We start from the raw sequence: 13,002 nt of genomic DNA on the forward strand, positions 1-13,002 counted from the left end.
CGGAGAGTGTGGGATTCGAACCCACGGAGGCCGATGAAAGCCTCACACGCTTTCCAAGCGAGCCCATTCGTCCGCTCTGGCAACTCTCCGAAATGCATACGGGACCGGCAAGCCGATCCCGTGTGTCGCCGTCTGGCGAGGCGGCCAGGCGATCTGCGGCACACAACAAGGTCCGCTGAGAGCTGCTGCCTCCCGGCCCTGACTCGGTTCACGGGTCGCCGTTGCACAGGACCCGGCCGCCACGTCAGACGGCGACACACTCCAAACGCTAACCGCAGAACCGCCTGAACAGTCGCCGTTAGGATCGCCGCGAGATGCCGCACCAGTCGCTTTACCGGAGGTTCCGACCTCAGCGGTTTGCAGAGGTGGTCGGACAGCCTCACCTGGTCCGGGCCTTGAGCAATGCCGTCCGCGAGGACCGCGTCGGCCATGCGTACCTGCTGAGCGGCCCCCGCGGCACCGGCAAGACCTCTACCGCACGCATCCTGGCCAAAGCGCTCAACTGCGAGGCGCTCGGCGACGACGGGGAACCGTGCGGTACGTGCCACAGTTGCACCGCAGTTGCCGCGGGCACCTCGTTGGACCTCATCGAGCTTGACGCAGCGTCCAACAACTCGGTCAACCACATCCGCGACATGACCGAGAAGGCAGCCCTCGTCAGCTCCGGGCGCCGCAAGGTGTACCTGCTCGACGAGGTGCACATGCTGTCCACTGCGGCCTCGAATGCGCTGCTCAAGACTTTGGAGGAACCGCCGTCCCACGTCGTGTTCATCCTGGCCACGACCGATCCGCACAAGGTGCTGCCCACCATTCGCAGCCGCACTCAGCAGTTCGAGCTGTCGCTAGTCGGCGCGGACGAGATGGCCCCGCACGTGCGAGCCATCGCCGATGCGGCTGGAGCGCCAATCGACGACGTGGTCGTGGACTACGTGACCGAACGCGGCGGCGGATCCGTGCGTGACGCGCTCTCCGCGCTCGATACCGTGCTGGCGGCCGGGGGCATTCCCGACGACCGCACCGACGTGAACGCACTGGTGCAGGCACTGTCGAATAACGATCTCGCGGCGACGCTGATCGCGGTGGCCGAAGCGACGTCGGCGGGTGTCGACGCCCGGGACCTCGCCGAGCGCACGGCGCGCCGTCTGCGCGACATGTTCCTGGTGGGTGCCGGTGTGGAGCCAGCGGAACTGCCTTCCGCCGAGGTCGCATCGGCGCGTGAGCTGAGCGACGCGATGGGTCGCCGAGCCAACGTGCGAGCCCTCGAGGCCCTCGGCAGCGCGCTGGCGCAGATGCCTCAATCAGCCGACCGTCGCTTGACGCTGGAGACCGCGCTGGTGGGCCTGCTCGCCGACGAGTTGCTGGGTTCGGGCGCAGCATCGGCGGCTGCGCCTGTGGCACCGGCGCGAGGCCCGACGGGACGGGCTGCCCCTCCCACTGGCGGTCCCGCGGCCGCCCGGGCGGCTATGGCGGCAACCAAGGCGCCGCCTTCCCTGGACGCCCCTCGGGTCGCTACACAGTCGCCGCCGCCGCCCGCTCCCCCGCCGCCCGCTGCTTCGGCGCCGCCGGCTGCCGCACCTCCCGCGTCGCCCACCGAAGCCGAACCGCAACGCGAAGCGGCGGCTGAGCGCGCACCTGCATCAGCGATGACGGCCGCGGATCTGCAGCGCATCTGGGAGACGCAGATCGTTGAGCGGCTTCGTCCCGTCGCCGCGGGGCTGTTCCGCGAGGCCAACGTCCTCGCCCACGACCGCAACGTGGTGACCGTCCTGCTCAGCGAAGGTGTGCCTGTTGATCAGGCCCAGCGCCGCTGCAACGAGGTGGAAGCAGTCCTGTCGGAACTGCTCGACCAGACGGTCCGCCTCGAAGTGAGCGGTTCGGGCAACGTGGCCGGTCCGGACTCGACGACGCACGACGATGCGCCGCCGCCTCCGCCGCCTCCGCCGCCTCCGCCTCCGCCTCCGCCTGCGCCGGCGGCACCGGCCGAGGTCGCCTCGCCTCCGCCCTCACACGACGCTGCTCCGGCTGCGAGTGCGCCCGAGGGAGGCACCGCCCAGCAGTCCGAGACCGGCAACCCAACCGCATCCGCGGTATCGCAGGAGTCCAAGGTGCGCCAGATCGTGGAGCGCTTTCCCGGCTCGGTCGTGGTCCGCGTCGACGAGGGCACAACCTGACAGCCTTGACCGGCAGCGGGCGACCTCTACCTCACGCACGGTGGCGGGAACTACGCCGGCGACACACCACCAGCAGCAGGGACTGACGTGTACGACGACGCGGTCGAAGACCTGATCGACGAGCTCAGCCGCTTGCCCGGCATCGGTCCCAAGGGTGCGCAGCGCATCACCTTCTGGCTGCTGAAGCGGCCCGCGGCCGACGCCCACCGCCTCGCAGCAGCCATCACCGCAGCCAAGGACCGTGTCGGATTCTGCGGCCAGTGCTGGAACCTCAGCGAGACCGATCCGTGCGCCTATTGCGACGACTTGGCCCGACGCAACGGCATGGTCTGCGTGGTTGAGGAACCACGTGACGTGATTGCCATGGAGAAAGCCGGCTTCCGAGGCCGCTACCACGTGCTCGGCGGGGCGCTCAACCCGCTCGAAGGCGTCGGCCCCGAACAGCTGCGCATCCGCGAACTGCTCGCACGACTCGACAGCGAGTCGGTCACCGAGCTGATCGTGTGCACCAACCCCAACATCGAGGGCGACACCACCGCCATGTACCTGGCCCGACAGCTCGAACCGCTCGGCGTGGCTGTGACCCGACTGGCCAGCGGCTTGCCCGTCGGCGGCGACCTCGAGTACGCCGACGAACTCACGCTCGAACGAGCGCTGCGCAACCGCCGCACCATCACTCCGTAGATCTCGGCGTAAATCGCTGGACGGGCTCGCGGCAGCAGCGCTAGGCCATCGAAACGGAATCTGCCCCCTACCGCATCACCCGGCGGACCGGGGAGAGGCTGAAGGGGGCGTACATGTCAACAATACCGTTGCGCAATGTGGCTCATCACCCTTTCGCATTCAGCGACGTGGGCGGCCCACGGCACTCGTTGGTTCGACACTGCACGGCTGCTTCGGCCAGCCCAGGTAAGCACGGTGGAGCGAGCAGTTGAGCATCTCCGCAGGGTCGGCAAGCAGCCAACTGCCAACCGCGTCGTTTCGGAACTTCCCTTCGGATTCTGGGTGGCGCTGTTCGCCAATGCCTACGACACGACGATCTGGCGTTCCGATCTTTACAGGATCTTTGCGAGACGTATCAAGAATCGCCAAGGACTTCATGAAACTCTCGACCGCCTGCGTACTCTGAGGAACAGGATTGCCCACCACGAGCCCATCTTCCAACGCAATCTCAAGGACGACTATCGACGGATCCGCGATGTCGTCGAGTTGTTGAGCGAGCCAGCACTCTTGTGGCTCGACCATCACAGCAGCACGTTGGATGCACTTGATGTCGAGCCAGATGCGGTGCTCGGATTTTGATTGCATTCCTCGCCGGGGAATTCATCTCCGCCATGTCGAGCTGATCGACCCACGAGTTCAGGCACCGTTCCGGCCAGGCAATAAATCGCTGGACGGGCTCGCGGCAGCTGCATACGTTTCGGGTGGCACTTCCCCGGCGGCCTGCGCATTCGAACTGCGCGTTCGAGGAGTGTCATGGCTGCCCACAACCCCAACGACCAAGCTGCCCCGGACCTGCCCGTGGCGGTGTTCCGACCGTCGCCCGATGACCGCGTGATGGTGGCCGGACCATGCCACGCCCGGGCACTGTGCCTGAGCGCCGGCGCTAACCCGGGGGGCGTCGCTGCGGTGTTCGTGGATCCGTGTGGCGCGCTGCTGGCCATTGCCACCGCGCCCGCAGCCGTCATCGGTGCGATGCTCGTCGACCCGGCCCCCTTCGCCCGGCTCACCGAACTGCTCGGAGCGAGCCGCATCTACCTCGAGGTTCCCGGCGTCGACGCGTCGGCAGTTGCCGATGTTGTCGAAGCCGCGTTGTGGCCGCTGTGCGTAGCGACCGAGGTGCTGTCGCGTATTGCTGCCTAGGCCACCCGCACGATGACGGCGTCGCCTTGGCCGCCGCCCCCGCACAGCGCCGCAGCGCCGGACCCGCCGCCGCGACGGCGCAGCTCACCGATGAGGGTGAGTGCCAGCCGGGCGCCCGACATGCCGATGGGGTGTCCGAGCGCTACCGCACCGCCGTTGGGGTTCACGATCTCGGGCGACACGCCCAGATCCTGCGTCGACGCCAGGGCTACCGCGGCAAAGGCCTCGTTGATCTCGAACAAGGACAGATCCTCGACATCCAGCTCGGTGCGCTGCAGCGCCCGACGGATGGCATTCGCCGGCTGGTGCAGCAGGCAGGTGTCAGGCCCAGCCACCATGCCGTACGACACGATCTCAGCCAGCGGCTCGACGCCGTGCCGCTCGGCCGCTTCGGCAGACATGACCACCACCGCGCAGCCGCCGTCGGAGATCTGGGATGCATTGCCCGCCGTGACGGCACCGTCCGGCGCGAAGGCCGGACGCAGGCCGCCGAGGCTCTCCGAGGTCGTCCCCGGACGCACGCCTTCGTCGTCGAGCACCGCCAGCGGCTCGCCCCGTCGCTGCGGAACAGTGACCGCGACGATCTCGTCGTCGAAGCGGCCTTCCTTCTGAGCCGACGCGGCACGTTCGTGGGACTGCGCCGAGAACTCGTCCATCGCGCTGCGTGAGATCCCCGCACCAGCGGCATCCCGCTCGGTGCCGTCGCCCATATGCCCGTCGTCGAACGCACACCACAGGCCGTCGTGGACCATCGCGTCGAGCACGGTGCCTGATCCCATCCGCATCCCGTTGCGACCTTCGGGCAGCAGGTACGGGGCATTCGTCATCGATTCCATGCCACCCGCCACGACGATGTCAGCGTCGCCCGCCGTGACCATCTGGTCGGCCATGTAGATGGCGTTCAGGCCAGACAGGCAGACCTTGTTGACCGTGATGGCTGGCACCTCCATCGAAATGCCCGCTGCGGTCGCCGCCTGCCTGGCCGTGATCTGCCCTTGGCCCGCCTGCAATACATGCCCCATCACGACGTAGTCGACATCGGCAGCAGCAATGCCCGAGCGTTCGAGCGCTCCTTCGATGGCAACGCCGCCGAGCTGGGCGCCCCTCAGGCCGGCTAGCGCGCCGTTGAACTTGCCGATCGGCGTCCGAGCGCCTCCGACGATCACAGAACCAGCCATCGCGACCCCCTCGCCTCTGCCCGCGCTCACAGCCCCTTTGCCGAGCTACGGATGTGTGAATGGCGAGTGTACGAAACGGCTCTCGACGCTGCCGATGTGGGGGGATCGCAGCGGTTCTCGACGTCGCGCCGCAGCGTTAGCGTTCGGGCCCGTGAGGCAGTTCGCTGATGCCATCGACGCCGGTGCGTCCGGTTCCGATCTCGGGGCAATGCCGATCCCGGAGAGCTTCAGGGCGGCGCACGTACTGCGCAACGAGCAAACAATGTTCGAGGGCCGCGCCTCGGCCGACAAGGACCCCCGCGAAGCCATGCACATCGGCGAGGTCGCGACGCCCGAGCTGGCACCTGACGAGGTGTACCTGGCGGTGATGGCCAGCTCGATCAACTTCAACACCGTGTGGAGTTCGATCTTCGAGCCGCTGCCGACGTTCGGCTTCCTGGACCGGCTCGGCCGCGAGAGCCGCTGGGGTGCCCGCCACGCGCTCGACTACCACGTGCTGGGTTCCGACGCCGCGGGCGTAGTGCTGCAGGTCGGCTCGGCGGTGCGCAATTGGCGTCCCGGAGACCGGGTCGTGGTGCACTGCAACTACGTCGACGACCAGGACCCTGCCGCCCACGAGGACTCGATGATGGCCTCCAACCAGCGGATCTGGGGCTTCGAGAGCAACTTCGGCGGCCTCGCCGATCTCTCGGTGGTCAAGGCCAACCAGCTCATGCCCAAGCCGACGCATCTCAGCTGGGAAGAATCGGCCGTGAACGCGCTGTGCGCATCCACGTCGTACCGGATGCTGGTCGGCGAACACGCTGCTCGCATGAAACAGGGCGACTCGGTGCTCGTCTGGGGCGCCTCGGGTGGGCTCGGCGGCTATGCCTGCCAGCTCGTGCTCAACGGCGGCGGCGTGCCGATCGGTGTGGTCAGCTCACCCGACAAGGTCGAGTTGCTCCACCAGCTCGGCGTCGACCACGTCATTGACCGCAGCGCCGAGGGCTACCGATTCTGGGCTGACGAGCACACCCAGGATGAGCGCGAGTGGCGCCGCCTCGGAAAGACGGTGCGGGGCCTCATCGGCGAAGACCCAGACATCGTGTTCGAGCATCCCGGCCGCTCCACGATGGGCGCTTCGGTCTTCGTCGCCAAGCGCGGCGGCAAGATCGTGACGTGTGCCGCCACCACCGGCTACATGATCGAGTACGACAACCGGCACCTGTGGATGCGACTCAAGCAGATCGTGGCGAGCCACTTCGCCAACTACGCCGAGGCATGGGCGATGAACCGCCTCATCGGACAGGGCCGCATCCAGCCGACCCTGTCCAAGACGTACACGCTGGACGAGACCGGTCTTGCAGCGTGGCAAGTGCATGGCAACTTGCACGAGGGCAAGCTCGGCGTGCTCTGTCTGGCGTCCGGTCCGGGGCAGGGCATCACCGATCCCGACAAGCGCGAACAGATCGGTGAAGACAAGATCACGCTGTTCGCGCGCCACGCTGCATCGCTCGAAGCCGCCAACGCCTGAATCCGCCGACAAGCGAATCCGCCGACAAGCAGGAGCTGAGCCGATGATCCTGACCGAGATCGACCATGTCGCCATCGCCGTGAAGGACCTTGATGCGGCAGTCGCCTACTACGCCGAGGCATTCGGAGCCGAGGTCGCCCACCGTGAGATCGTCGACTCTGACGGTGTCGAAGAAGCCCTGATCAAGGTGGCTGACAGCTACATCCAGCTCACCGCTGCGACTCGTCCCGATTCGCCGATTGCCAAGTTCCTCGAGCGTCGGGGCGAAGGCCTTCACCACATCGGCTACCGGGTGGACGATTGTGCAGCGGCCCTCGGAGCGATGATTGACGCCGGCGCCGTGCCCATCGACACAGCCCCCCGTCCGGGCTCGCGCGGCACAACCGTCGCGTTCGTCCATCCCAAGGGGAACCTCGGCACGCTGGTCGAACTCGTCGAGGAATAGGCTCCCCTACACGGGGGCGGGGCCGCGCAGGACCGGATCGCGCCACCTGTGCCACTAGGAGGACCGACATGACCACATTCACCAGACGACTGGCCATTGTGCTTGCCGTCGTCGCGATGCTTGCTGCAGGGTGCACTGGCAGCGACGACAGCGAGGCGTTCAAGATCGGCCTGGTCACCGACACCGGCAAGGTTGACGACAAGAGCTTCAACCAATCGGCGTGGGAAGGCGCACAGGAAGCCGCCGCCGCGCTGGGCGTCGAGGCCACCTACATCGAGACCGAAGAGGCCAAGGACTACGAGAACAACATCGGCTTGTTCGTCGAGGACGGCGCGAACGTCATCATCACCGTCGGCTTCGGTCTCGGCGACGCCACCATCGCCGCCGCCAAGGCGAACCCGGACATCTTCTTCGTCGGCGTCGACCAGTTCCAAGGCGAAACGCTGCCCAACCTGGCCGGGTTGATCTTCCCCGAGGACAAGTCGGGCTTCTTGGCCGGAGCGCTCGCGGGCATGCTCACCGAGACCGACATCGTGGGTGCCGTGCTGGGCACCGACCTGGTCCCGCCAGTGGTGGCCTTCAAGGAAGGCTGGGAGCACGGTGCGCGCTACACCAACGCAGGCGTGCAGACGATCTCCACGTATCACCCTGGCGGCCTTGACGTGGCCTTCGGCGACCCCGACTGGGGTGCCGCCACTGCACGCCAGGCGCTTGACCAAGGCGCGGACATCATCTTCGGCGCAGGCGGTTCCACCGGCAACGGGGCGCTCATCGAGATCGCCTCGCAAGACGGCGCGTACTGCGTGGGCGTCGATACCGACCAGTGGAACACCGTGCCCGAAGCGCAGCCGTGCCTGTTGACGAGCGCCATGAAGCTCATCACCCCAGGTGTGGCCGATCTGGTCGCCCAAGCCAACGCAGGTGCGTTCAGTGGTGGCAACTACCTCGGCGAGGTTGGGCTGGCTCCGTTCCACGATTTCGACGATGTCGTCACTGATGACATGCGTGCCACGCTCGACGATGTGCTGGTGGGCCTGAACGACGGCAGCATCGACACCGGCTGGCCGCCGGGCTGATCCAGCGAGGCACGAACTGAGTCGGTCGCCGTGGGCCGCGGACACCTCACCTCGCCGTGAGCGCGTCCGCTGGCTCATCGGCGCCCGCTGAGACAGATCAGACAGCGAGCACCGACGCCGCCGCGGCCCGGCGGGCCCCAGCCTCCCGGGTCACGGCTCGCGCCGTCCTGCGCGCCGCAGCGGTACCGCTGGCATCGGTCGTGCTCGGGCTCGTGCTGGGAGCGATGCTCATCACCGTGCAGGGCCATTCGGTCCTCAGCGCCTACGGGGCACTAGTTCTCGGCGGGCTGGGTGACGCCGATGCGGTGCTGCGCACTCTGCAGAAGGCAACGCCGCTCATCTTCGGCGGCTTGGCGGTCGCGTTTGCTTTCAAGGCGGGCCTGTTCAACATCGGCGGCCAGGGCCAGCTGCTGGTAGGCGCTGCATTCGCGGCAGGTGTCGGTTTTGGCATCGACGGGCTGCCGCTGGTGATTCACCTGCCCCTAGCGCTGCTCGTCGGTGGCGCTGCGGGAGCGGCGTGGGCGGCGATCGCGGGCGTGCTGAAGGCCACCTCGGGAGCACACGAGGTGATCGTCACGATCATGCTCAACTTCGTCGCCGGCAATCTCACCGATTGGCTGGCGGCGAATCCGTGGCAGGACACGTCGGGTTCGAACATCATTGCCCGCACCCCGCTCGTGGAGGACTCGGCCGTCATCGGAACATGGGGCTGGCTGCCTGCGGGCTTCTTGCTGGCGGTGGCCGCCGCCGCGGCGTGCTGGTTCTTGCTGGAGCGCACGACGTACGGCTTCGAGGTGCGCAGTGTCGGGGCCAACCGTCACGCCGCCCGGTACGCAGGCATCTCGGTGGGGTGGATCATTGCGTCGGTCATGGCGGTGTCAGGGCTGTTGGCCGGCCTCGGCGGCGCGGTCGAGTCGCTGGGTGTGGACGGGCGGTTCGAAGCGGGTGTGAACGTGGGCCTCGGTTTCGAGGGCATCACCATCGCACTGCTGGCGCGGACACACCCGATGGCCGTGATCCCCGCGGGCCTGCTCGTAGGGGTGATGGAAGCCGGTGCAGCCAAGATGCAGTTCGAGTCGGGTGTTGCACCCGAGATCATCGATGTCATCCAGGCGCTGATCCTGTTGTTCGTCGCTGCGCCGATGATTGTGCGCTGGCTGCTGCGGCTGCGCGACGCCGATGATCGCCGTCTCACCCTGGGCGCTGGCTGGGGCCGATGACGGCGATCGAGGCGTCGTCGGGGACCGCTGCGCGGCGGCATTGGAGTCCGGCGCGCATCTGGACCGTGGCGGGAGCCGTCGTGGTCGTCGTGTGCGTGTGGGGCTTCTACGCCTGGAATGGCCCGCAGACCACTGCTGTGATGTCGGGGACCGTGCGTGCGGCCACGCTGCTGGTGCTCGGAGCGATGTGCGGGATGATCGGCGAGCGTTCGGGAATCGTCAACATCGGGATCGAGGGGCAGTTCCTGATGTCGGCGTTCGCGGCGTTCACGGTGGCGTCGATCGTCGGATCGCTCGCTGCGGGCGTGGTGGCCGGCGTGGCCATGGGGCTCGCGATGGGCTGGATGCTGGCCGCGATGTCGATCGGGCTGCGCACCGACCAGATCATCGCCGGCACGGTGCTGAACATTGCCGCGCTCGGCCTCACGTCGTTCTTCTACGACCGCGGACGCTCGCTCGGCCAGCTCAAGTACCAGGCGATCGAACTCGGGCCGCTGGCCGACCTGCCGGTCGTCGGCAGGGCGCTGTTCAACCGCCCGCCGCTCACCTACGTCGCGCTCGTGCTGGTTGTTGTGCTGCACGTGCTGTTGCTGCGGTCGGTGTGGGGGATGCGCACCACCGCCATCGGCGAGCACCCAGGCGCAGCCGCCACGGTCGGCGTCGACGTGATCCGGCTGCGGTATCTGAACGTGACCCTGGCGGGAGGGCTGGCCGGTCTCGGCGGCGCATACCTTGCCCTCGAGGCCGTCGGCACGTTCAGCCGTGCAATGTCGGGCGGCCGCGGCTTCCTGGCGCTTGCCGTCATGATTTTCGGCCGCCGCACGCCGCTCGGTGCCTATGCCGCGGCCCTGTTTTTCGGCTTCACCACGGCCTTGCAGAACCAGTTCCAGCTGAACGACACGTTCGACATTCCGGCGCAGTTCGTGGGGATGCTGCCGTTTGTGGTGACGATCATCGTGGTGGCAGCCGCAGGCCTGTTCGGCAACATGCGCGACCCCGCCGCGCTTGGTCAGCCCTACGAAGTTCACTGATGGCTGCATCTCCCGCAAACGGCGCGCAGGCTGAGTCTGATGCCGCTGCTTCGCAGCGCGAGTCTGATGCCACTGCTGCGCAGCGCGTGCCCGAGGTGCTGCTGGCAGGGCGGGGGATCACCAAGCGCTTCGGTTCCGTGGTGGCAAACGATGACGTGTCGGTTGAGCTGCGACCGGGCCGCATCCTGGCGCTGCTGGGCGAGAACGGCGCTGGCAAGAGCACCCTCGTGAACGTGCTGTTCGGGCTGCACCGGCCCGATGCGGGCGAGGTGGTGATTGCCGACGAGAAGGTGGAGTTGTCGAGCCCGCACGACGCCATTGCACGAGGCGTCGGCATGGTGCACCAGCACTTCCAGCTTGTGCCCCCGATGAGCGTCGTGCGCAACATCGTGCTGGGTGCCGAACCGCACCGGTTTGGGATGGTTGACCTCTCCCAGGCCCGCCGACGCGTCCTGGAGCTGGCGGAGCGCTTCGGCCTGCACGTTGATCCAGACGCCGCAGTCGAGGACCTGCCGGTGGGCGCGCAGCAACGAGTCGAGATTCTCAAGGCGCTGTATCGAGACGCCCGAGTGCTGATTGCCGATGAGCCCACTGCGGTGCTCACCCCGCAGGAAACCGACCACCTGCTCGACGTGCTGCGCGGCCTGACCGCCGGCGGCGTCGGCATCGTGTTCATCACCCACAAGCTGCGCGAGGTCATGGCTGCGGCCGACGACATCGTTGTGCTGCGTGAGGGACGGGTGGTGGGCACCACGACGCCGGCGGACACCAGCGAAGCAGCGCTGGCCGAGCTGATGGTCGGTCGGGCTGTGGACCTGAGCGGCGACCGCATCGAGTCGGGTGTCGTCGCGGTCGCAGGCCCGATCGCGACGGCCGCTGCAACACCAGAATCCGAGTCTGCCGGGACGCAGTCGCCCGCTGTTGAGCCCTCAGACGACGCACGGCCGGTCGTGCTCGACATCCGCAGCCTCTGCGCCGACGACGACCGCGGCCAGCGCGCCGTCGACGAGTTGTCGCTCACGGTGCGTGCTGGCGAGATCGTCGGCGTGGCCGGCGTGGAGGGCAACGGCCAGAGGGAGCTGGTGGAAGCCATCACCGGCCTGCGCAACGCGACTTCTGGCACCGTTTCAATCAACGATCAGGATGCCTCGGGAGCACGACCGCGCCGGGTCACGGTCATCGGCGTGGGTCACATTCCCGAGGACCGGGCCAAGCACGGCCTCATCGGCTCCTACTCGGTGGCCGACAACTCGGTGTTGAACCGCTACTTCAGGCGGCCGTTCTCGGCAGCGGGGATGTTGCACCGCGACCGCATTGATGCACATGCCCAAGATGTCGTCGCGACCTTCGATGTGCGCACCCCGAGTGTGGACACGCCTGCGGACAGCCTCTCGGGCGGCAACAAGCAAAAGCTGATCGTGGGCCGCGAGTTCTCCGACGACATCGATCTGTTGATCGCCGCTCAGCCCACCCGCGGCATTGACATCGGCGCCATCGAGTTCATCTGGCGCCGCATCCGTGAACGCCGAGACGACGGCACGGCGGTGCTGTTGGTGTCCGCCGAACTCGACGAGGTGCTGGCACTCAGCGACCGGATTGTTGTCATGTACGAGGGGCGCATCGTGGCAGTGGTCGATCCCGTTACGGCTACCCGCGAGGAGATCGGCCTGTTCATGGCCGGCGCCACCCCCGCGACCACCCTCTAGGGATCGGTAGCACACGCTCGGTGTTGCGCATGGTCGTTGACTGGTGGAACAGATCTCTGTCTAGACAGATCAGCTAGCCTGCAGGCGTCGATACCTGGTTGGAGGCAGTCGTGACCAATGTGATACCGGAATGGCAACTGCAGGACGCCAAGAACCGATTCAGTGCCGTTGTCGATGCGGCTCTGCTGGGCGAACCCCAACGGGTGACCCGTCGAGGCCAACCCGTGGTCGTCGTGGTGGCAGTAGACGAGTTTGAGCGACTGTGCCGCTTGGACAGCACGACTGCGCCGACATTCGGTGAGTTGCTTGCTTCAATACCGCAAGATGACGACGAGTTCGAGCGACTTCACCTGTCTGCCAGGGACGTGGCCTTCTGATGTTCTTGCTGGACACCGATGTCGTTTCTGCAATGCGTCGGCGCGATCGACACCCATCTGCCACCCGGTGGATTGAAAGCCAGCGAACTGCCGATCTGCATCTCAGCGTGCTGACCATCGGTGAGATCGAACGCGGCATCACCCGCCAGCAAGATCGCGACCCGGTATTCGCCGGCGAACTGGCCCAGTGGTTGGACAAGATTCTCGCCTGGTACGGGGACCGTGTCCTCGCTGTGGAAACCGGCGTTGCCCGTCGTTGGGGCCAGCTCTCGGAAGTCTTGGGACACACCAATGCTGATCTTCTGATTGCTGCCACAGCTCTTGAACATGGCCTCACTGTCGTCACCCGGAACACCCGCCATTTCGAGCCCACCGGTGTGACGGTCTTGAACCCCTTCTCGGCGTAGCCGAGTTCTCATGCG

13 protein-coding genes, 1 tRNA gene and 1 other RNA gene are annotated in these 13,002 nt (G+C 67.0%); 12 read left to right on the top strand and 3 right to left on the bottom strand.

What is annotated here, in order from left to right:
• Together ACOOHB_RS15675 and ffs are read right to left on the bottom strand one after the other, a co-directional pair.
• Nucleotides 1-89, bottom strand: a tRNA-Ser gene (locus ACOOHB_RS15675).
• Between the two features lie 50 nt (nt 90-139).
• Nucleotides 140-238, bottom strand: an RNA gene (gene ffs, locus ACOOHB_RS15680) — signal recognition particle sRNA small type.
• Nucleotides 239-314: 76 nt separating this feature from the next.
• Here ffs and dnaX point away from each other — a divergent pair.
• From dnaX to ACOOHB_RS15700, 4 genes are all read left to right on the top strand, one after another.
• Nucleotides 315-2,171 carry a DNA polymerase III subunit gamma/tau gene (gene dnaX / locus ACOOHB_RS15685; protein ID WP_420445744.1) on the top strand — a complete coding sequence of 619 codons (1,857 nt, stop codon included), beginning with the start codon at nt 315-317 and terminating at the stop codon, nt 2,169-2,171.
• Between the two features lie 87 nt (nt 2,172-2,258).
• Complete coding sequence (recR, locus tag ACOOHB_RS15690; RefSeq protein WP_420445745.1) at nt 2,259-2,855, top strand: recombination mediator RecR; 597 nt, start codon at nt 2,259-2,261, stop codon at nt 2,853-2,855.
• Between the two features lie 135 nt (nt 2,856-2,990).
• Nucleotides 2,991-3,473: a hypothetical protein gene (locus ACOOHB_RS15695; protein ID WP_420445746.1), complete on the top strand. Its 483-nt coding sequence runs from the start codon at nt 2,991-2,993 to the stop codon at nt 3,471-3,473.
• Nucleotides 3,474-3,647: 174 nt separating this feature from the next.
• Complete coding sequence (locus ACOOHB_RS15700) at nt 3,648-4,034, top strand: hypothetical protein (protein ID WP_420445747.1); 387 nt, start codon at nt 3,648-3,650, stop codon at nt 4,032-4,034.
• Here the strand turns inward: ACOOHB_RS15700 and ACOOHB_RS15705 are convergent.
• The gene (locus ACOOHB_RS15705; RefSeq protein ID WP_420445748.1) at nt 4,031-5,212 is read right to left on the bottom strand and encodes an acetyl-CoA C-acetyltransferase; all 1,182 of its coding nucleotides are present in this window, start codon (nt 5,210-5,212) and stop codon (nt 4,031-4,033) included. The genes ACOOHB_RS15700 and ACOOHB_RS15705 overlap by 4 nt on opposite strands.
• Before the next feature lie 151 nt (nt 5,213-5,363).
• Here ACOOHB_RS15705 and ccrA point away from each other — a divergent pair, with 151 nt between their 5' ends.
• The 8 genes from ccrA (at nt 5,364) to ACOOHB_RS15745 (ending at nt 12,987) form a co-directional block, all read left to right on the top strand.
• Complete coding sequence (ccrA, locus tag ACOOHB_RS15710) at nt 5,364-6,725, top strand: crotonyl-CoA carboxylase/reductase (RefSeq protein ID WP_420445749.1); 1,362 nt, start codon at nt 5,364-5,366, stop codon at nt 6,723-6,725.
• Between the two features lie 43 nt (nt 6,726-6,768).
• Nucleotides 6,769-7,170: a methylmalonyl-CoA epimerase gene (mce, locus tag ACOOHB_RS15715; protein ID WP_420445750.1), complete on the top strand. Its 402-nt coding sequence runs from the start codon at nt 6,769-6,771 to the stop codon at nt 7,168-7,170.
• 68 nt (nt 7,171-7,238) lie between these two features.
• Nucleotides 7,239-8,246: a BMP family ABC transporter substrate-binding protein gene (locus ACOOHB_RS15720; protein ID WP_420445751.1), complete on the top strand. Its 1,008-nt coding sequence runs from the start codon at nt 7,239-7,241 to the stop codon at nt 8,244-8,246.
• 56 nt (nt 8,247-8,302) lie between these two features.
• On the top strand, nt 8,303-9,466 hold the full coding sequence (locus ACOOHB_RS15725; RefSeq protein ID WP_420445752.1) for an ABC transporter permease: 1,164 nt from the start codon (nt 8,303-8,305) through the stop codon (nt 9,464-9,466).
• On the top strand, nt 9,463-10,497 hold the full coding sequence (locus ACOOHB_RS15730) for an ABC transporter permease (protein ID WP_420445753.1): 1,035 nt from the start codon (nt 9,463-9,465) through the stop codon (nt 10,495-10,497). The genes ACOOHB_RS15725 and ACOOHB_RS15730 overlap by 4 nt, the downstream gene beginning before the upstream one ends.
• Nucleotides 10,497-12,203 carry an ABC transporter ATP-binding protein gene (locus ACOOHB_RS15735; RefSeq protein ID WP_420445754.1) on the top strand — a complete coding sequence of 569 codons (1,707 nt, stop codon included), beginning with the start codon at nt 10,497-10,499 and terminating at the stop codon, nt 12,201-12,203. The genes ACOOHB_RS15730 and ACOOHB_RS15735 overlap by 1 nt, the downstream gene beginning before the upstream one ends.
• Before the next feature lie 110 nt (nt 12,204-12,313).
• Nucleotides 12,314-12,580 carry a type II toxin-antitoxin system prevent-host-death family antitoxin gene (locus ACOOHB_RS15740; protein ID WP_420445755.1) on the top strand — a complete coding sequence of 89 codons (267 nt, stop codon included), beginning with the start codon at nt 12,314-12,316 and terminating at the stop codon, nt 12,578-12,580.
• Nucleotides 12,580-12,987: a type II toxin-antitoxin system VapC family toxin gene (locus ACOOHB_RS15745; RefSeq protein ID WP_420445756.1), complete on the top strand. Its 408-nt coding sequence runs from the start codon at nt 12,580-12,582 to the stop codon at nt 12,985-12,987. The genes ACOOHB_RS15740 and ACOOHB_RS15745 overlap by 1 nt, the downstream gene beginning before the upstream one ends.
• Nucleotides 12,988-13,002 lie beyond the last annotated feature (15 nt).

This window comes from Candidatus Poriferisodalis sp., from assembly GCF_965215815.1.
GTDB lineage: Bacteria > Actinomycetota > Acidimicrobiia > Acidimicrobiales > Poriferisodalaceae > Poriferisodalis.

Coding starts and splice junctions, on each gene's coding strand:
- dnaX (WP_420445744.1), top strand. CDS start 315: ATGCCGCACCAGTCGCTTTACCGGAGGTTCCGACCTCAGCGGTTTGCA.
- ACOOHB_RS15695 (WP_420445746.1), top strand. CDS start 2,991: ATGTGGCTCATCACCCTTTCGCATTCAGCGACGTGGGCGGCCCACGGC.
- ACOOHB_RS15700 (WP_420445747.1), top strand. CDS start 3,648: ATGGCTGCCCACAACCCCAACGACCAAGCTGCCCCGGACCTGCCCGTG.
- ACOOHB_RS15705 (WP_420445748.1), bottom strand. CDS start 5,212: ATGGCTGGTTCTGTGATCGTCGGAGGCGCTCGGACGCCGATCGGCAAG.
- mce (WP_420445750.1), top strand. CDS start 6,769: ATGATCCTGACCGAGATCGACCATGTCGCCATCGCCGTGAAGGACCTT.
- ACOOHB_RS15720 (WP_420445751.1), top strand. CDS start 7,239: ATGACCACATTCACCAGACGACTGGCCATTGTGCTTGCCGTCGTCGCG.
- ACOOHB_RS15730 (WP_420445753.1), top strand. CDS start 9,463: ATGACGGCGATCGAGGCGTCGTCGGGGACCGCTGCGCGGCGGCATTGG.
- ACOOHB_RS15735 (WP_420445754.1), top strand. CDS start 10,497: ATGGCTGCATCTCCCGCAAACGGCGCGCAGGCTGAGTCTGATGCCGCT.
- ACOOHB_RS15745 (WP_420445756.1), top strand. CDS start 12,580: ATGTTCTTGCTGGACACCGATGTCGTTTCTGCAATGCGTCGGCGCGAT.